The organism is Nitrospirillum iridis (genome assembly GCF_014205765.1).
Taxonomy (GTDB): Bacteria; Pseudomonadota; Alphaproteobacteria; order Azospirillales; family Azospirillaceae; genus Nitrospirillum; species Nitrospirillum iridis.
Map to the genome: position 1 here is coordinate 216,408 of NZ_JACIIZ010000011.1, position 18,761 is coordinate 235,168.

Genomic DNA, 18,761 nt, shown 5'->3' on the forward strand with positions numbered 1-18,761 from the left:
CGCGGGGTTCAATCGCTCGCGCGATATCTAGGAAACCGGCGCATCCCCGCATTGTCTCCCCCGGGGCGGGCCCCCACCATGAATTCCAGGAACGGTGCCGTTCGCCGGCGGCCGGAAGTGGAGGATGGGTGCATGAGCGTGCCGCGGCCGAGGCCGAAGCTGGATGCCGATAACCGCGCCTTCTGGACCGGGGGGGCGGAGGGCAAGCTGAATATTACCCATTGCGCGGACTGTGGTGAATTCACCCACCCGCCGCGGCCGGTCTGCCGGCACTGCCGGTCCGAGAACGTGGCCCCCAAGTCCGTTGCCGGCACAGGCCGCGTCGACAGCTACACCGTCAACCACCAGCCCTGGATGCCAGGGCTGGACACGCCCTTCGTCATCGCGCGCGTCGCGTTGGACGACGCGCCCGGCGTGTACCTTACCAGCAACATCGTTGGCTGCCCGGTGGACGCCGTCGATATCGGCGACGCTGTCCAGGTGAGGTTCGAGCAGCAGGACGACATCTGGTATCCGTTGTTCGGGAAGGCCGTCTGACCATGATGCGCCACGAAGCCTATATCACCGGCATCGGCCTTTCCGAGGTTGGGGTGCGGCTGTCTCGTTCGCCCCTGGGGCTGACGGTCGATGCCGTGCGCGAGGCCCTGGCCGACGCCGGGCTGGGTTTCGACCAGATCGACGGCGTCGCCACATATCCCGGCCGCATGCCGGCTTTCCTGGGCTTCTCCCCTGTCGGTACGGAAGATCTGATCGAAACGCTGGGCTTGCGCACGCGGTGGCATGCGGGGGGCGGAGAGATGACGGCGCAGTTGGGCGCCATCGCCCTGGCGGCGGCGGCCGTGCGGGCCGGCCATGCCCGCCACGTCATCTGTTTCCGCACGGTGTACGAGGCCGCGGCCTTGGCCCGCCCGGAGGAGTATCCCCCGTTGCGGCGCAAGGAGGTGGATGGCGCCTCGCAATGGACGGCGCCCTATTTCGCCCTGTCGGCGGCCAACTGGACGGCTCAGTTCGCCACCCGGCACATGAAGCGCTATGGCCTGACGCGCGAACAACTGGCGCAGGTGGCGCTGAACGCCCACGCCAACGCCGCCCGCAACCCCCGGGCGATCGTGAAGAAGCCGCTGAGCCTGGACGACTACATGTCCGCCCGGATGATCTCCACGCCATTCTGCCTCTATGATTGCGACCGTTTCACCGACGCCTCCACGGTGATCATCGTTTCGGCCGGCGACGCCTTGGACGAGGTCACGGGCGTGCCGGTCCGCGTCGCGGCCACAGCCGGGTCCGTCGACCGCTACAGTTGGGACCAGGCCGAATGGGCCGGCGCCTATGCGACTGGCCGGGACCTGTGGCGTCAGACCGACTACACTGCGGCGGACGTCGACCTCGTCCAGTTCTACGATGGCTTCGCCTTCCAGCCTATCACCTGGTTGGAGGGCCTGGGCTTCTGCGAGGTCGGTGAGGGAGGGCGCTTTATCGAGGGGGGCGCGCGCATCGCCCTGGACGGCGCGTTGCCCATGAACACAGGCGGCGGGCAATTGGGCGCCGGGCGGCTGCATGGCTTCGGCATGGCGCATGAGGCGGTGACGCAATTGCGGGGTCATGCCGGCGCGCGGCAGGTGGCGGGGGCACCGCGGGTGGCGATCGCCACGTCCGGCGGCGGTCCCATGGCGGCCGCCCTGCTTTTGGCCAGAGATTGAGAATCAAAACATCAGGGAGATAGACGATGCACATGGATGACATGATTCTGATCAGCGTGGACGACCATATCAGCGAGCCGCCCGATATGTTCGAACGCCATTTGACGGGTGACGCCCTGGCGTCCGCGCCCAAGTTCTGCGTCGCGGAAAACGGCACCAGCTACTGGTCCTACCAGGGCATGTACCTGCCGTCCGTGGGCCTGAACGCCGTCGTCGGCCGCCCCCTGGAGGAATATGGCATGGAGCCGACCTCGCTGGAGCAGCTGCGGCCTGGCTGCTTCGACGTGCATGCCCGCATCGAGGATATGAATGTCAACGGCATCGCCGCCTCGCTGAACTTCGGCAGCTGCGTCGGCTTCGACGGTAATCGCTTTCACAAGGCCGCCGACAAGGACGCGGCCCTGGTCCACCTGCGCGCCTACAACGACTGGCACATCCTGGACTGGTGCGGCGCCTATCCGGGGCGCTTCATCCCCTGCGGGTTGCTGCCCACCTGGAACATGGACGCCACGGTTGAGGAGATCAAACGCATTGCCGGCATGGGCTGCACGGCGGTGTCGGTCAGCGACAACCCGACCTCCCAGGGCCTGCCCAGCATTCACAATGATTATTGGCAGCCGTTCTGGAAGGCCATCGTTGAGCATGACATCACCATCTGCACCCACATCGGGGCGGGCAACCCGGCGCCGCACGCTTCAATGGAAACCCCGATCGAGGCTTGGATCACCACCATGCCCATGTCGATCTCGACGGGGGCGGCCGACTGGCTGCAGCTGAAGGCCCTTCACGATTATCCTGAGCTGCGCATCGCCCTTTCCGAGGGCGGCATCGGCTGGGTTCCCTATTTCATGGAACGGGCCGATTTTTCCAACTGGCGGCATCGGGCCTGGACCAACTCCGTGTTCCAGGGGGAGGTGAAGCCCAGCGACATCTTCAAGAAGCATTTCCTGAATTGCTTCATCGACGACCGCTTCGGCCTCAAGAACGTGGATGCCATCGGTGAGGACAACATCGCTTATGAATGCGATTATCCGCATTCAGACTCCCTGTGGCCCGAGGTGCCGGAACATCTCTGGGATTCGGTTCAGCACCTGACGCAAACCCAGATCGACAAGATCACGCATCAGAACGCCATGCGCTTCTTCCGTTTCGACCTGTTCAAGCATCACAAACGTGAGGAGCTCACGGTGGGCGCGTTGCGGGCCGCCGCCGCGGCTGCCGGGGTTGATGTCTCCACGAAATCGTCGGGCGGCGCCAAGCCGGTGGAGGATGGCGTTTCCCGCCCCATCACCTCCGGTGACCTGATGAAGATGTTCGCGCATCACTCGAAGAAGACGGCGGCCTGATACGGCTCAGCCAGCGTCATGACGGGGAAGGGGGCCTTGGCGCCCCCTTTTTCCTGGGGGCGGATAAGGAACATTGGAGACAAGGAACATTGACAAAAAAGGGCGCCCTCAACGGGCGCCCTTAAGTTCTCGTGCCTGCGTGAAAAGAAGATGGAGGGTCAGACGGCCTTCAGTTCCGGCTCGGAATAGGTCGGGCGGGTGGGATGGGGGAACGGGATCGGACGGCTGTCGCCGGCCTGGATATAGGGCTCCACAGCCTCCTGCAGGCACTGCAGCAAGGCGGCTTGGTCGATTTGCAGGGACGGCTCATAGACGAAGCCGATGGCCAGTGGATGCCGTTCTGGCTGCCCGGGCAGCAGCAGGGCCATGACCTCGGCCGTGGAACCGCAGCCGACGGGGCCATGGGCATAGCCGCGTGCCTGGCAGGCGCTGACGCGGCTGGCCATGTCCGCGAAGGTCGGCTTGTTCTCCCCCTCCTGGTCGGCCAGCAGTCGGCGGATCAGGCCGTCCCGTCGCGGTTGCGCGATGGTCGACAGCAGCAACCATCCGGCGGCGGAACCGGTCAGGCGCTCCTGCACACCCCCGTAGAGATTGGAAAGCGCGCCGGACGAGGGATTGCCGGTGCGGCTGCGCCAGGAAAAGATTTGAGAGCGGATGCCGACGATGCCGAAGGTCGCCACCGTCAGGCCGGTTTGCACGACCAGCTGGTCGATCAGGTGCGTCAGCCGGCCGTCGCGCACGATCGCGGGCTGGAATCCGGAACCCAGCATCGCCGCCCGCTGGGACAATGAATAGGTCCTTGATAGTGGATTTTTGTAGAGAAGACCGAGATCAACCAAGCTGGCAAGCAATTCAGATGTGCTTGACTGCGGCCAATCATAACGGCGCACGATATCCATTACCGTGACCTCACGACCTTCATCATCGATGAATTCAAATATGTCGACGACTCGCTTGGCGATCTTCGCCTTGTTGCCGACCTGAGTAAGGGTCATGCCGCAGTCCTCCCATGTTTTACTGGGATAGTCTGCTCATTTTTGGGTCGAGTCAACAAAAAATGATAGTGTCTCATTTTTTGGTGCGTCGCAAAAACGTTTCCCTGTTCCGGCTGAAAATCTCTGACGCTATCCAGCGATTCCCTGAAGCAGGCGTTTGACCGCCACCCTGTCTGTCTTGTGCGATGCCGTGCGGGGCAGGTCGGCACAAAAGCCCCAGAAAACAGGGATGTGGGTGGCGGGCAGGTGCCCCCGCAGATGGGTCGCCAAGGAAGCGCCGCCGGGCGCCTCATACCCTGTTCGCACCTGCACCAGCGCGCCGGGAACCTCTCCCAGACGCCGGTCGGGAAGGGCGGCCACAGCCGCGTCCGCGATGGCGGGATGAAGGCGCAGCGCCTGCTCTATCGTTTCCGGCAAGAGCTTGAAGCCGCCGCGCATGATGGCGCCGTCCGCCCGCCCCCGATGGAACAGAAAGCCATCGGCGTCGATGACCGCCAGGTCGGAGGTCGTGATCCAGTCGGGGCCCATGCGGGGCGATACCACTTGCAGCAGGCCCTCCGCTCCGGGCGGAAGGGGGGCGCCGGTCCCGGGCTCCACCACCCGCAGGCGCGCGCCACCGATGGCTTGGCCGACGCTGCCGAATTTTTCCCGGCCCCAGCGGCCGTGCAGGGCCGGCGTCATCGCCGCCACCGGGCCGCCGAACTCCGTGGCGCCGTAGGACAACAGGATGGGGATGCCGTACTTGTCCTCGAACGCGTGGTGAACGGCGGGGTCCAGCGGCGCGGCGCCCGTTCCCAATCCCTTCAGGCTGGCCAGGTCTTCCTTGGGGATGTCGGCATCCAGAACCATACGCACACAAGCAGCCGGCATCCCGGCCTGGGGAGGGCGATAGGTCACGACATAGTCGCGCCACGCCTGGACCGAGAACCGCTCCAAAAGTACGACGCGCTGCCCATGAAGCAACGGGGGCAAGGTCGAGTAGATGCCGGAGATGTTGCCGATCGGAAAGAACAGCAGGGCCGGGGGCAGAGCGGATACCGCCGCCGGCGCCACCGCCGCGAGCGCGCTGCGGCCCACGATATGGTCGGCGATCATGGCATGGGTTGCGGCGAACGGCTTCGGTGGTCCAGTCGTGCCGCTGGTCAGGATCTCGATCTCCGCTTCGTCCGGCGCGGGCCCGGTGGCGGCCCCCAAAGCCGCCGGCAGAACCAGGACTGGCGCCGCGAGCGTGTCGATGGCGATCAGGCCGATACCGGCGGCGCGTAGAGGGGCCGTGACCTCCTCCGTGACATCCATGCTGTCCAGCACGGCGAAGGCAGACGCCCCGCGCAGGACATCCCGGACAATGCCGGCCGGCGATTGGAAGGCGTAGCTCATGCGTATGGTGCGGCCCTGGCGCAGCAGCGCCAGCAGCGCCGCCAGCGAAGAGGGCCGGTTGCGGGGAACGAAGGCGACGGTGGCGTCGGCGCCGCCCGCAACCGTCAACGCGTCCAGCTGATCGGCGAAGGTGCTAATCTCGCTCCAGCTGGTCCAGGCATCACCGAATTCGATGGCCGGGCCGGTATGGCGGCGCAGGGCGTCGGCGACCCTTTCCCCCAGGGTCGTCATCGTCTCAATCCTTGAACCAGGTTTTCACTTCGCGCCGTAACAGCTTGCCGAGTTCGTTATAGGGGAGGGCGTCGACGAACAGGATGCGCTCCGGCACACGGGAGGATCGCAGGCGACTGCGGATCAGGTCGCGCAGTTCGGTGTCGCTGGGCGCCGCCTTGTCACCCCGAACGATCACCGCCAGACCCACGGCTTCTCCCCACTCGACCGATGGGATGGCCACGGCGCAGGCGTCGGCTAGGGCGGGATGGGTCAGCAGCACATCCTCAATCTCGCCTGGCGACATGTTCTCCCCACCCCGGACGATGACGTCGTCGGCCCGGCCGGATAGGAAGAGATAGCCGTCACTGTCCAGCCAGCCGGCGTCCCGTGTGGGGAACCAGCCTTGGGCGTCCAGGGCGGACCGCTCGCGATATTCACCGGAGACCTGGTCGCCGCGGACATAGATTTCGCCCCGCTCGCCGGTGGGCAGGACGCGGCCATCCTCATCCCGGATTTCGATCTCGACCGTCGGTAGGGGGCGACCGACCGACCCCAGCCGGGCACGTGTCGCCGGGTCGGTGGACGCATGCGCCGCGCGATGCTCCTCCGGCCCCAGGATGGCGATGGTGGAGCTGGTTTCCGTCAGCCCGTAGGCATTGGTGAACCCGGTTCCCGGGAACAGGTCCAGTGCCCGATGAATGAGTTCCAGCGGCATGCGTCCACCACCGTAGGCGATGGCTTTCAGGGCCGGGATCGGGGCGTCCGGCGTCTTGTCCAGATGCTCGATGATGCGGGCCAGCATGGTTGGCACCACGAAGGCGTTGGTCGCCCCCTCCTTGGCCGCCAGCGCCAGCCAGGCCGCCGGTTCGAAGGTGGGCAGCAGCAGGATGCGCCGCTGGGCGTAGATGGAACTGAGCAGGGCGGCGATGCCGGCGATGTGATAGGGCGGCACGCTGACCAGCGCCGCCTCCGCCTCATCGGCGGACGCGAACTCCACCGTTCCCAGGATATAGGACAGCAGATTGGAATGGCGCAGGATCGCGGCCTTGGGGGCCGCTGTGGTTCCGCTGGTGAACAGCTGGATGGCGATCGTTTCGCCGTCGGATTCCTTGTGATCTTTCGCCGGGGCTCCCCGTCCCTCCGCCTCCCGGACGAACGCGTCGCGGCTTTGCGGCAGGAGGCCTTCCTGGGTCCAGGCCCCGGCCGCCCGCGCCACATCGCCGATCAGCAGCGCTGGGGCGATGCGGTCGATCAGGGGACCGAGGCCGGCATCCGCCAGGCGATAGTTCAGCGGCACGTAGGGAACTCCGGCGATGGCCGCGCCAAACAGGGCTATGGCGGCGGCCTCGCTGCTTTCATCCAGCAGCGCGACATGACGGGCGCCGCTGTCCCGGATCAGGCTGGCCGCCCCCCGGGCGGCGGCCAGCAGGGCGCCGTATGTCCAGCGCCGCCCGCCGCAGACCAGGCCGACGCGATCTTCCGCCGCGTCCGCGGCCATCTGCAGGATGATTGAGATGTTCATGGGCCACGTCCCTTCAGTCGGACGCGGGCAGGGGCTTGGCGTCCTTCAAGGTCAGGGGTGCCCCGTCGATGCTGAGTGAGCCTTTGCCCGGCTTCACGCAGAGAAGTTCGAATGTGGCGCCGGCATCCACGTACCGCTTCCCCATCACTGTACCGGCGGCATGCGCCGGATCGATGGGGTCGGGCTCGGGCGGCCTGTCCACCGCCATGGGCAGGCCACCGCATTCGACCGTGCCTTGGCCGCATTTGATGACCATCACCTCGGTATCGCAGGTGGCGCTTTTCAGTTTCATGCCAGGTTTCATGTCGCCTCGTTCCGTCGGTTCGTAGCCGTCGGCTCGTTTCGGTTGGGGGCGGTCAGGCGATGGCGCCCGACGCCTTCAGTGTTTCGATCTCATCCCACTCCATGCCGATCTCCATCAGCACGGTCTCGGTGTGTTCCGACGCCTCGGGGGCGCGGGTGCTGGTCACCGGCGCGCCGTTGAACTGCACGGGGCCGCGCACCAGCCTTAGGGGTTTGCCGCCGTCGGCCGCCTCCACCTCGAACAGCATATCGTTGGCTAGCGCCTGTTCGTCGGTCGTGAGGTCCAGCAGGCTTTGGATCGGAGCCCATTGGCCGGAGAAGGTCCTCAGATGCTGGCGCCAATAGTCGAAAGGCCGGGAGGCGAATGCCTCCACCAGGATGGCGCTGGCCGGTTCCCAGTTCTGCATCAGGGCGCGGGCTTCGGAAAAGCGGGGGTCCTCGGCCAGTTCCGGCCGGCCGATGTGGGTGAACAGGCTGCGGATGTGCGGGCCCGGCTGCAGGGTGCAAAGATTGATGGTGCCGCCGTCGGCCGTACGGAAGTTGCCCATGAAGGGGTTGCCGGCATTGCCACCGGACCGGGGCATGCGGTTGCGCATGACGGTGCCTGTTTCCAGGTAATTGTCGATGGCGGAACCGGACGCCCACCAGGCGGTGCTGAGCAGCGAGACGTCGATTTCGATCGCCTCGCCCGTGCGGACGCGGTGGAACAGGGCGGCGGCGATGCCGCCCGCGATGTTCATGCCGCCGATGCTGTCGCCGAACGCCGGAATGCCCTGCGCCAGGGGCCCCTCAAGCTCGGCCGGGGACATGTTGTGGGCGATGCCGCTGCGCGACCAGAAGGCCGTGCCGTCAAAGCCGCCGACCTCGCGTTCGGGACCCTTGTCGCCGAAGGCGCTGCCCCGGGCGTAGATGATGTTCGGGTTCACGGCGCGGATATGCGCGACGTCGATCTTCAGTTTCGCGCGCGCGCCGGGCAGGTAGTTGGTGAGGAAGACATCGGCCGACTTCGCCAGCTCATAGATCACCCGCTGCCCTTCGGGCGTGGCGATGTCGACCCCGACGCTGCGCTTGCCCCGGTTGGGATGTTCCATCAGCGCGTTGCGCTTCGGGTCGATCTTGATGCCGCCCAGGTTGATGAAGCCGCGCTGGGCGTCGCCGCGCGATGGATGCTCGATCTTGATCACGTCGGCACCCCAGTCGGCCAGAATGGCGCCGGCGGCCGGAACGAAGGTGTACTGCGCCACCTCCAGCACCCTGATCCCCTTCATCACCTGTGTCATCGGTGTTTACTTCCCGTATTCCGTTGAACATCGCGGACTTTCGCCGCTTGCCGTCGCCAAACTGTTGAAAAATGGTCGTGCCGCTTGTTGCTTGGCAAGCGCAATGGCGTCCAAGGGGGCGGTATCGCCTGACCTAACGCCACGGCGATATTCGGCTTCTATTGGCGTTGGCATGTTGAGTGCGTGGATCGAACAAGGGAATGCTGCATACGACACGATGGCGCCCAGGGCTGATTATGGCTGTGCGCCTTTTCCCGCTTTCCCGCGCGAGGCCAGAATGAAAATAGATCCTTCCGTTTCGGCGATCGTCACCGGCGGCGCGTCCGGCCTGGGCCTCGCGACTGTCAGGGCGTTGCGTGACGCGGGCGCCCGCGTCGCCATCTTCGACATGAACGAGGAGACGGGCCGGCAGGCGGCGGAAGCGACGGGCGCCGCCTTCGTGAAATGCGACGTGTCGACGGATGACTCGGTCGACGCCGCCTTCGCCACGGCACGTGCCGTCAACGGACAGGAGCGTGTTCTGGTCTGCTGCGCCGGGGGCGGCAATGCCATTCCCACCGTGCGCCGGGACAAGGCGACGGGAGAGATCAGGATGTTCCCGTCGGATCAGTTCGAACGGGTCCTGAAGCTCAACACGGTGGGTACCTTCCGCTGTGTCACCCGCGCGGCGGCGGGCATGATGACCCTGGATCCGGTGGACGGGGAACGGGGGGTGCTGATCAACACGGCCTCCGCCGCGGCGACGGAAGGGCAGATGGGGCAGGCCGCCTACTCCGCCGCCAAGGCCGGCATCGTCGGCATGACCCTGACCATCGCCCGCGACCTGGCGCGCGAGGCTATCCGCGTCTGCACCATACAGCCGGGTATTTTCGACACCCCGGCCATGGCGCGGGTCCCCGCCGAGATGAAGCAGGCCCTGGGAGCCATGGTGCCCTTTCCCCCCCGGCTGGGGGCGGCGGAGGAATATGCCGGCTTGGCGCTGGAGATCGTCCGCAACGGCTATCTCAACGGCACCACCATCCGCCTGGATGGCGCGATCCGGATGCAGCCCCGCTGACTGTCACGCTGATGGATGCGCTCATGTCTCGGACAGGTCGTCGGGGTGCAGCGGTCCTGTCGGCCAGGTGTCCGCGACATTGTGGGCGATCTTGCCCAACAGTACGCTCAACTGCGCCAGTTCCGCATCGCTCAGGCCGGCGAAGGTCTCGTATTCCAGGCGTTCGGCCACCGTGCCCAAATGGTCGAGCAGGGGCCGGGTTCCTTCCGTGATCTCCACATTGTAGGCTCGGCGGTCATCGTTGCGGGGGGTGCGCCTCAGCATGCCTTCCTGGCATAGCTTGTCGATGAGGCGGCCGGCCGATGCCTCGGTGATCTCCAGCGCCTCCGCGATGGTCCGCTGGGTCATCCCGGGAAAGCGGGCGACGGCGGCGATCAACGTCCATTGCGACCGGGTCACGCCCAGGTCGGCCACCCGCTGGTCGAAGCGCTTTTTCAACGTCCGCGCCATCACGATGATTTTGATCGAGAGATCGCGCCGAATGCCGAAGCCGCGTCCCGGAAACGGTTCATTGCTCATGCCTGTCCCTCCTCGGGCCACCATAGCGTTCGGGGGCGCAAAAGGAAGGGAATGCCGACGGGACAGGGATTAAAGCCGCTCGATGATGATGGCCGGGGCCATGCCGCCGGCCGCGCACATGGTGATCAGGCCATAGCGGCCGCGCATGCGCTCCAGCTCGTCCAGTGCCGTGCCGATGAGGATGGCCCCGGTGGCGCCCACGGGATGGCCCAGGGCGATGGCGCCGCCATTGGGGTTGACCTTGGCGCGGTCAAGGTCCAGGTCGCGGATGAATTTCTCCACCACCACGGCGAAGGCCTCATTCACCTCCCAATGATCGATGTCTTCGATCGCGAGGCCGGCCTTGGCCAGTACCTTGCGCGCGGCGGGGACCGGTGCTGTCAGCATCAGGGTGGGGCAGTCGCCGACATTGGCCATGGCCACGACGCGGGCACGGGGCTTCAAGCCGGATTTGCGCACCTGGGCCTCTGACGCCAGCAACAGGGCGGCGGCGCCGTCGACCACGCCGGACGAGGTGCCGGCGTGATGCAGCGGCGCGATGGCGACATCGGGGTATTTCAGGTTGATCAGCTGGCGGAAGGTGGTGCCGTCCGCCCGTCCCGGCATGTCGGCCACCGCCGCGAAGGCTGGGGCCAGCGTTGCCAGCTGCTCCACCGTCGTGCCTGGGCGCGGATATTCCTCACGTTCCAGGATCACCTGGCCCTCGTCACCGATGACGGCGACGGTCGACTTGGCGAAGCGCCCTTCCGCCATGGCGACGCCGGCCCGGCGCTGGCTTTCGGCGCCGTAGGCGTCCAGCGCTTCCCGGCCGATGCCGGCCAAGGCGGCGATGGCGTCCGCGCAGACCCCCTGGTTCGATTGGGGGTGCTTCGCGGCGAGGCGCGCATTGCCGCTGCCCAGGCCGCCGGGCGACTTGACGCCCGCCGTGCGCAGTTCCTGTCCGTATTGGTTGATGTAGGACATCATCTCCGTACCACCGGCGATCAGCAGATCCTCCATCCCCGACATGATCTGGCCGGCGGCGAAATTGGTCGCCGTCAGGCCGCTGCCGCAGAAACGATCCAGGGTCACGCCGCTGACACGCGGGTCGAAGCCGGCATCCAAGGCCGCCATGCGCCCCATGTCGCCGCCTTGTAGGCCCAACTGGGCGCTGGTGCCCCAGATCACGTCGTCCACGCCCGCGGGATCCAGGTCGTTGCGCACCCGCAGCGCGCTCAGGACGGTGGCGGCCAGGTGCTGGGGATGCAGGTGGGACAGCGCGCCCTTGCCCATCTTGCCGATACCCCGCGGTGTGCGCACGGCGTCGATGATGAATGCGTCGGCCATGATGCGATCTCCCCGATTTTTGTGTTTCCAGGGTCCGGATATGGCACGGCGGCCTGGGATTCGCCACACGGACCCGTATCGCCCAGGCGATTGATTCCTGGCGCTTTCCTGGACGTCATGGCGGGGCGCGACCCCCGCGCTAGATTGGGTCGCGGGACATGCGGAATGGACGGGGGATGGCGTGGCGGCGGGGACTGGGGGGACGGGGGATGGTGGTGGGATCCTGGCGCCTTTACGGGCGCCTTTGTTCCGCCGGGTATGGTTGGCCAGCCTGCTCTCCAACTTCGGACAACTTATCCTCGGTGTCGGCGCGGCGTGGGAGATGACGCGGCTCAGCACCTCGGCCGGAATGGTGGCCCTGGTCCAATCCGCCCTGATGCTGCCGATGATGCTGATCGCGGTGCCCGCCGGCGCCATCGCCGACATGTTCAATCGCCGGCGCGTGGCCCTGACGGGCTTGGGTTTCGCCGTCTGCGCTTCCGGAACCCTGACCCTTCTGGCGACGCTGGGGCTGACGAGCCCCATGATCCTGCTGCTTTTCTGCGGCCTGATCGGCGCCGGGGTGGCCTTTTATGTTCCGGCTTGGCAGGCGACGCTACCGGAACTGGTGGATGCCGCACGGCTGCCGGCGGCGATCGCGCTGGGCACCATCAGCTACAACATCGCCCGCAGCATCGGTCCGGCCATCGGCGGCATTGTCGTCCTGGCCCTGGGCGCGAAGGCCGCCTTCGGACTCAACATGGTCTGCTATGTGCCGCTGTTCCTCGCCTTCTATTTTTGGCGACGGCCGGCCATAGCGTCGCCGTTGCCACCGGAACGTATCGACCGTGCCATCATCTCGGGCTTTCGCTACACCGTGCATTCCCATGCGCTGCGCCTGGTCTATGGCCGCGCCTTCCTTTTCGGGTTTTCCAGCGCGTCGTCGGCGGCGCTGGCGCCCCTGATCGCGCGCGACCTGCTGGGCGGCGACGCGGCATCGTTCGGCCTGTTGCTGGGCGCCAGTGGCTGCGGCGCCGTCGTCGGCGCCTTGCTGGTCGGCCGGGTGGCGGCCCGGCATGAGATCGAAACGACGGTGCGCATCTGCGCTTTGCTGACGACTGGCGCGTTGGTGGAGATCGGGCTCAGTCGGGGCTTGGCCCTTTCCTGCCTCGGGCTTTTCATCATAGGCGCCGCCAGTATCCTGACCATCGCGCTTCTGAACGTCACGGCACAGTTCGCGTCGCCGCGCTGGGTGGCGGCGCGGGCCCTGTCCCTGTTCCAATGCGCGCTGACCGGTGGCATCACTCTGGGTGCAGGGATCTGGGGTGCTGTGGCATCCCGAGCGGGTGTCGACATCGCCCTGTTCGCCTCCGCCGCCGTCATGCTGGCGACGCCGCTGGTCGGCCTGGTGTTCCCCCTGGTCCGTAACGCTTATGCCGACCTGTCGCCGGCGGCGATACGGAACGAGCCGGAACTGGCGTTGGAGTTGGCGCTGCGGTCCGGGCCCCTGGTAGTGGAAATCGACTATCGCGTCAGCCCAGACCGGGCGGTGGATTTTTACGCGGCCATGCTGAAGGTGGAGGGGACGCGGCTGCGCAACGGTGGCTTCGGCTGGTCCCTGGCGCGCGACATCGGCAACGCTGAACTGTGGACCGAACGATATCACTGTCCGACATGGGGGGATTATCTGCGCATGCGGGCGCGGTTCACTCAGGCCGACCTGGCCACACAGCGGGAGGCGGACGCCTTCAACCTGCCCATGGAACGGTCCCGCGTTCGCCGCCGGCTTGAGCAGCCCTTCGGCTCTGTCCGTCCGCGCGCGCCCTCGGACGTGGCGGCGGGCGCGCCTCCCATTGTTTGACCCGCCCGGGACGCCCCCCCATGGCCCTCATTCCGTCTGGCGCAGGCCCGTGGCGTGCAGGGCCGCGACATAGCCCCAGGTGAAGGACGGGCCGATGCTGGACCCGGCGCCTGGATAGGCCCGGCCCATGACCGAAGCCGTGGACACCCCCGTCGCGTACAGACCCGGAATGATGGTGCCGTCCGGCCGCAGGACGCGCGCGTTGCTGTCGGTGACGACGCCGCCATAGGTGCCAACATCGCCGGGCACGACGGGCACGGCATAGAACGGGGCGACGTCGATGCGGCCCAGTGATTTGGATGGCTTGTGGAAGGGATCCCCCAGCCAGTCGTCGTAGGCACGCTCGCCCCGATGGAAATCCTCATCCCGCCCTTGGTCGACGAAGCCGTTGAAGCGGCGGATGGTGGCGGCCAGCGCGGCGGGTGCCACTCCGATCTGGATGGCCAGCGCCTCGACGCTGTCGGCGCGGCGCAGATATCCCTTCTCGATCCAGGCGTCGGGCTTCTTGCGGCCGGGCATGGTGCCGGCCAGCATGTAGTTCGCGATATATTGGCTGTCGAAGATGGCCCAGCTGGGCACGGCCGGCACCTGCCGGTGGCGTTCCAGCATGGCCTTGCAATAGGCCATGTAGGATCCGCCCTCGTTCTGGTAACGCTGGCCCGACTGGTCCACCAGGATGGCATGGGGCTTGCCGGTCAGGCTCTGGGCCGGGGGCTTGATATCGGCCCGTTCCTGCCCCGGGGGGATGGTGCTCTGATAACCCACCATTTCCTCCATCTGCGCCACCGCGGCGCCCATACGCATCATCTCCTGGATCATCTCGCCCGTGTCGCTTTCGATGACGTTGCTCCACTCCGCCCGCGTGCCGGGCTGGTATCGGTCCCGCATGTCCTGGTTGCGGGCGAAGCCGCCAGCGTTGACCAGGACACCCAGCCGCGCGCCAATGCGCCACTCCATACCGTCCTTCCTGGTGACGGCCCCAGTCACCCTGCCGTCCTGCGTGAGCAGGGAGAGGGCGGGGGATTCCGTGCGGATCGCCACGCCGGCCCGAAGCGCCGCCTGCAGCATCCGGCCCTGCAGCGCGGCGCCGGCGGAAACATAGCTTTTGCCGGTCAGCTTGGCCTTGAGCGCGCGCAGGGCGATCCGTCCCAGGATCCGGCGGGATGCCCAGCTGCGGCGCATGTAAGGGATCAGGAAGGCTTCTTCCAGCGTCGCCGGCACCGGCATGAAGCCTGGCCTCATCTTGGCCTTCCAAGGGCCCAGTTCGTTGATGTCGAACAGGTCGGCGATCACGGTCCGGCCCGGTTTCAGGCCGCCTGGACGCTCGTCATAATAGTCCGGCCAGTACTTGGCCCGGTTCAGGCGAACACCCTGCCGCAGCAGGAAATCCACCATGCGGGGGGCTTGCCGCACATAAGTTTCCCGGCGCGCGCGCGACGCCCCGGGCGCATCGGCCGCATCGCCGACGACGTGATCGAGGTAGGTCATCGCCTTCTCGGCGCTGTCCTCGATGCCGTCCCGTTTCAGGAAGACATTGTTGGGAATCCACATGACCCCGCCCGACTTGGCGGTCGTGCCGCCCACGAGGCTGGATTTTTCGATGATCAGCACCGACTTGCCGGCGTCGCGCATGACCAGTGCCGCGCACATCGAGCCTCCGCCGCTGCCGATGATGAGGAAATCCACGATTTCATCGAATTCGGTAGTCATGAAGATCCCTTCCCCCACGGTCGACGCGGGCCATGTTTTCGGGATCGTTCCGCTGGCGCAATTGGGAAGCAGGGCGAAGACGGCGCCTGCCCGCTCATATCGCCCGGGCGTCGTTCCGCGCCAGGAGGCCAGGCCGGACTTCCAACAGGGCTGGGGCGGGAATAGGCTCGTGCGGATGAGGGAACCCAACCTGCTGGACGTTGCCGAATTCTCCGCGCTCGGTGCGGCGCCGTGCCGGGTGGTGCCGGCGGCGGACTATCGGCGTGGCCCTGTTCCTCTTCAATCCGTGGTCATCGGGGTGGACGGGGCGGGCGCCCTTCCCGCCGTCAATCCCGCCGATTTCGATGTGCTGCTGACCACGGCGCCGGAGCCGCCCGCGCCGTGGGTGGGTGTGGCCTCCGTCACCGCCGCCCAGAACCTGGCCGATCGGGTCGGGAGGTGGCCCTTCGCCGCGACCATCGGGTGCCAGGTGTTGCGGACGGTGGAACGGTTGCCCTTCAACGACGCGCTCCTGGTGGAATCCCTGGCGTACTCGACCTTGCTGGGCGGCCGTGAGTTCGCGGACTGGTTGGCCCGGCGCCCCCCGCAGGCCCCCCTGACCCCTGTGGATGATCCCATCCGGGTCGAGAGGGATGGCGAGACGCTGATCCTGACCCTGGCCGATACGCCGCGCCGCAACGCCATGACCGCCGTGATGCGGGACGCGCTCTATACCGCGCTGGCCAACGCGCTGGAGGACCCCGGCTTGCCGAACGTGGTCCTACGGGCGGACGGCCGCTGTTTTTCCACGGGCGGCAGCCTGGCCGAGTTCGGCACCACCCGGGATCTGGCCGCCGCCCACATCATCCGGTCGCTGCACGCCAACGCCCGGCTTTGCCATGCCTTAGGCGGCCGGCTGGAAGTGGTGTTCCATGGCGCCTGCGTCGGATCAGGGCTTGAAGTGCCCGCCGCCGCCGCACGCCGGTCGGCCCGGTGCGGTGCCTTCTTTCAGTTGCCCGAATTGTCCATGGGCCTCATCCCTGGCGCTGGCGGCACCGTCACCGTCAGCCGGGCTATCGGCCGACATCGCGCCGTCTGGATGTTCCTGTCAGGCGCGCGCCTTACCGTGGGACGGGCCCTGTCCTGGGGCCTGGTCCATCGGGTTTTGCCCTCATGATGCCGATCCTGCGCTCCGTTTTGGCGGAACTGACGGGCCAGCTGGCGCAGGCGGGCGGACCTACGATAGAGCCGGACCAGCTGCTGCGCCGGGACGTGTGCCTGGGCTTGGGCCTGCCGGGGCGCTGGTCGCCCAACCGCCGCTGCCGGCTGGTCGCGACCCGGGACGGTTGGCTGGCGGTCAACCTCGCCCGAGCGGCGGACGTTGACACGGTGCCGGCCTGGCTTGAGACGGTGCCGGATATGGACCCCTGGACCGCCGTTGACAGCGTACTGCCCACCCGGGCGACGACGGACCTGTTGGCGCGGGCCATCCTGCTGCACCTGCCGGTCACGCGGGTGGGGGAGGCGATGGCCGATTGGCCAGTGTTGCGCCACGCGCGGCCAAGGGCAGCGGGCACTTTTAAGGTTGTCGACCTGTCCGCGCTCTGGGCCGGGCCGCTTGCCGGCGGCTTGCTGGCGGCGGCAGGGGCCGATGTCGTGAAGGTGGAGAGCTCCGCCCGACCGGATCCGACATCCCAGCGAACCCCGGTGCTGGACCGCTGGCTCAATGGCGGCAAGCGGCGGGTGCACCTCGCCCTGGCCAGCCGGGCGGTGCAGGGCCTGATCGACGAGGCCGACGTCCTGATCACCGCCGGACGCCCCCACGCCTTGGCCCGCGCGGGCCTGACGCCCGAACGGCTGTTCTCCGCCAATCCCGGCCTGCTGTGGATCGCCATCACGGCCCATGGCTGGATGGGTGACGCGGGTTTGCGTGTCGGCTTCGGGGACGATTGCGCCGCCGCCGGCGGGTTGCTGGGATGGGACGACGGGGCGCCCCGCTTCCTGGGGGATGCATTGGCCGATCCCTGCACCGGTCTGATCGCGGCGGTCGTAGCGCTGGAGGCACGGCGGGCGGGGCAGGGCGGGCTGCTGGATGTGTCTCTGGGCGGATCCGCCGCCTGGATCGCTGGTCGGCTGGCGGAGCGGGAGCCGTGACCCGGGTCGATCTGGTCATCCGCAACGTCGTTGATATTGACGGCCAAGGCATCACGGTCGCGATCCATGACGGTCGCGTCCTGGCCTGGGGCGGTGAACGGGGCTGGACGGGACCTGAGCTGGACGGCGGTGGCGGCATTGTGCTGCCGGGCTTCCACGATCATCATCTGCACCTGCTGGCGACGGCCGCGCGACTGGCCTCCGTCGACCTGTCGGCTTGCGTGGACGAAGCATCCGTGGTGTCGTCGCTGCGACAGGCGGCGGCGTTTACGGCGCCGGGAGGCTGGATTCGCGCCATTGGCTATGATGAGCGGTCGGCGGGCTTGCCCGACGCCGCCCGCCTGTCGGTCTGGGTGCCGCATCATGCGGTTCGCGTGCAGGACAGGACGGGTGCCTTGTGGGTTCTGAACCAGCTGGCGCTTGACCGGCTGGGGCCGGCGCCTTTTCCGTCTGGGGTTGAACGGTTGCCGGACGGCGGCCTGTCGGGCCGTATCTGGCGCGAGGATGCTTGGCTGCGCGACAGGTTGGGTGCCCAACTGCCGAACCTGACGCCTTTGGGGGCCGCGATGCTCCGATGTGGCATCACCGGCGTCACCGATGCCGGCGCCGGCAATGGCTGGGCCGAGGCCGCCGTGCTGGCCGCGGCGCGGGCGCGGGGGGAAATGCCGCAACGCCTGGTGCTGATGGGCCGCCCGGATTTGCCGCCGGGCGCCGGCTATGAGGTCGGCCCGGTGAAGATACTCTATGATGACCGGAACCTGCCGCCGGTCGAGGAGGTGGCGGGCGTTATCGGGACGGCCAGGCAACTGGGCCGTTCCGTCGCGGCCCACTGTGTCACGGTGGCCGAATTGGCCATTTATCTTGCTGCCCTTGATGCCGCCGGCGGAGCCCGACGGGGCGACCGCATCGAACATGGCGCCCTCATCCCCGAGGGGCTGCTGCCGGACATCGCCGACCGGGGCCTGACCATCGTCACGCAACCGGCGTTCATCCATGATCGGGGCGACCGCTATCTTCGCGAGGTCGAGGCCGATGAACGGGGCGATCTCTACCGGTTGGCCAGCCTCTTTCGCCATGGCGTGCGGATGGCGGGAGGATCCGATGCGCCTTATGGGGCTTTCGATCCCTTGGTCGCCATTCGGGCGGCTATGACCCGATGCACGAGCGGCGGCATGGTTCTCGGCGGCGCGGAGCGTGTGGACCTGCGGCGGGCGCTGGGCCTGTACCTTGGGCGCGCCGATGATCCCTCAACGCCGCGCTGGCGGTTGATGCCGGGCGACCCCGCTGACATCTGCCTGCTGGCGGGTGCGGAAAGTCCAGACCGGATGGCGGTGACGGCGACGTTGATCGACGGCGATGTCCGGTGGATGCGGGGTGGTCCATCGCACGCGCGATAGCGCGACCGCGCATGCTGGGACGGCCTTGGCATCGCGGCACCCC

At 67.3% G+C, this 18,761-nt stretch carries 16 protein-coding genes and 1 pseudogene; 8 read left to right on the forward strand and 9 right to left on the reverse strand.

Going from position 1 to position 18,761, the window contains the following annotated elements:
* Nucleotides 1–132 precede the first annotated feature (132 nt).
* The 3 genes from FHS74_RS19415 to FHS74_RS19425 are packed head-to-tail and all read left to right on the forward strand — an operon-like array spanning nt 133 to nt 3,046.
* Nucleotides 133–537 carry a Zn-ribbon domain-containing OB-fold protein gene (locus tag FHS74_RS19415; RefSeq protein WP_184803713.1) on the forward strand — a complete coding sequence of 135 codons (405 nt, stop codon included), beginning with the start codon at nt 133–135 and terminating at the stop codon, nt 535–537.
* 2 nt (nt 538–539) lie between these two features.
* On the forward strand, nt 540–1,700 hold the full coding sequence (locus FHS74_RS19420; RefSeq protein ID WP_184803715.1) for a thiolase family protein: 1,161 nt from the start codon (nt 540–542) through the stop codon (nt 1,698–1,700).
* Between the two features lie 32 nt (nt 1,701–1,732).
* Entirely contained in the window at nt 1,733–3,046 is a 1,314-nt protein-coding gene (locus FHS74_RS19425) for an amidohydrolase family protein (RefSeq protein WP_211106419.1), read from the forward strand.
* A gap of 158 nt (nt 3,047–3,204) precedes the next feature.
* On the opposite strand, the gene FHS74_RS19430 is transcribed toward FHS74_RS19425, so the two are convergent.
* The 6 genes and pseudogenes from FHS74_RS19430 to FHS74_RS19450 form a co-directional block, all read right to left on the reverse strand.
* Complete coding sequence (locus FHS74_RS19430; RefSeq protein WP_246463234.1) at nt 3,205–3,834, reverse strand: hypothetical protein; 630 nt, start codon at nt 3,832–3,834, stop codon at nt 3,205–3,207.
* A gap of 30 nt (nt 3,835–3,864) precedes the next feature.
* A pseudogene (locus FHS74_RS31330) lies at nt 3,865–4,041 on the reverse strand (helix-turn-helix domain-containing protein); the annotation flags it as partial.
* A gap of 129 nt (nt 4,042–4,170) precedes the next feature.
* Nucleotides 4,171–5,649 carry a class I adenylate-forming enzyme family protein gene (locus FHS74_RS19435; protein ID WP_184803722.1) on the reverse strand — a complete coding sequence of 493 codons (1,479 nt, stop codon included), beginning with the start codon at nt 5,647–5,649 and terminating at the stop codon, nt 4,171–4,173.
* A gap of 4 nt (nt 5,650–5,653) precedes the next feature.
* A complete protein-coding gene (locus tag FHS74_RS19440; protein WP_184803724.1) occupies nt 5,654–7,153 on the reverse strand; it encodes a class I adenylate-forming enzyme family protein in 1,500 nt (499 codons plus the stop codon).
* Between the two features lie 13 nt (nt 7,154–7,166).
* Nucleotides 7,167–7,445, reverse strand: a complete 279-nt coding sequence (locus FHS74_RS19445) for a hypothetical protein (protein WP_211106420.1) — start codon at nt 7,443–7,445, stop codon at nt 7,167–7,169.
* Nucleotides 7,446–7,509: 64 nt separating this feature from the next.
* Nucleotides 7,510–8,736, reverse strand: coding sequence for a CaiB/BaiF CoA transferase family protein (locus FHS74_RS19450; RefSeq protein ID WP_184803728.1), 1,227 nt, complete (start codon nt 8,734–8,736; stop codon nt 7,510–7,512).
* 277 nt (nt 8,737–9,013) lie between these two features.
* On the opposite strand from FHS74_RS19450, the gene FHS74_RS19455 reads away from it, so the two are divergent.
* Nucleotides 9,014–9,793, forward strand: a complete 780-nt coding sequence (locus FHS74_RS19455; RefSeq protein ID WP_184803731.1) for an SDR family NAD(P)-dependent oxidoreductase — start codon at nt 9,014–9,016, stop codon at nt 9,791–9,793.
* A 21-nt stretch (nt 9,794–9,814) separates the two neighbouring features.
* Here FHS74_RS19455 and FHS74_RS19460 read toward each other — a convergent pair whose 3' ends face one another.
* A complete protein-coding gene (locus tag FHS74_RS19460; RefSeq protein WP_184803733.1) occupies nt 9,815–10,312 on the reverse strand; it encodes a MarR family winged helix-turn-helix transcriptional regulator in 498 nt (165 codons plus the stop codon).
* Nucleotides 10,313–10,381: 69 nt separating this feature from the next.
* The gene (locus FHS74_RS19465) at nt 10,382–11,638 is read right to left on the reverse strand and encodes an acetyl-CoA C-acetyltransferase (protein ID WP_184803734.1); all 1,257 of its coding nucleotides are present in this window, start codon (nt 11,636–11,638) and stop codon (nt 10,382–10,384) included.
* Nucleotides 11,639–11,819: 181 nt separating this feature from the next.
* Here FHS74_RS19465 and FHS74_RS19470 point away from each other — a divergent pair, with 181 nt between their 5' ends.
* Complete coding sequence (locus tag FHS74_RS19470) at nt 11,820–13,478, forward strand: MFS transporter (protein WP_184803736.1); 1,659 nt, start codon at nt 11,820–11,822, stop codon at nt 13,476–13,478.
* A gap of 27 nt (nt 13,479–13,505) precedes the next feature.
* Here the strand turns inward: FHS74_RS19470 and FHS74_RS19475 are convergent, their stop codons facing one another.
* Nucleotides 13,506–15,188 carry an FAD-dependent oxidoreductase gene (locus tag FHS74_RS19475; RefSeq protein ID WP_184803738.1) on the reverse strand — a complete coding sequence of 561 codons (1,683 nt, stop codon included), beginning with the start codon at nt 15,186–15,188 and terminating at the stop codon, nt 13,506–13,508.
* Nucleotides 15,189–15,363: 175 nt separating this feature from the next.
* Between FHS74_RS19475 and FHS74_RS19480 the strand changes: the two genes are divergently transcribed.
* Genes FHS74_RS19480 through FHS74_RS19490 form a run of 3 tightly spaced genes read left to right on the forward strand, consistent with a single transcriptional unit; the run spans nt 15,364 to nt 18,718 of the window.
* A complete protein-coding gene (locus FHS74_RS19480; RefSeq protein WP_184803740.1) occupies nt 15,364–16,344 on the forward strand; it encodes an enoyl-CoA hydratase/isomerase family protein in 981 nt (326 codons plus the stop codon).
* The gene (locus FHS74_RS19485) at nt 16,341–17,321 is read left to right on the forward strand and encodes a CoA transferase (RefSeq protein ID WP_184803742.1); all 981 of its coding nucleotides are present in this window, start codon (nt 16,341–16,343) and stop codon (nt 17,319–17,321) included. Before FHS74_RS19480 ends, FHS74_RS19485 begins: the two co-directional genes overlap by 4 nt.
* Nucleotides 17,318–18,718 (forward strand): amidohydrolase family protein, encoded by a 1,401-nt coding sequence (locus tag FHS74_RS19490; RefSeq protein WP_184803744.1) that lies wholly within the window; start codon nt 17,318–17,320, stop codon nt 18,716–18,718. Before FHS74_RS19485 ends, FHS74_RS19490 begins: the two co-directional genes overlap by 4 nt.
* The last annotated feature ends 43 nt before the right edge of the window (nt 18,719–18,761 follow it).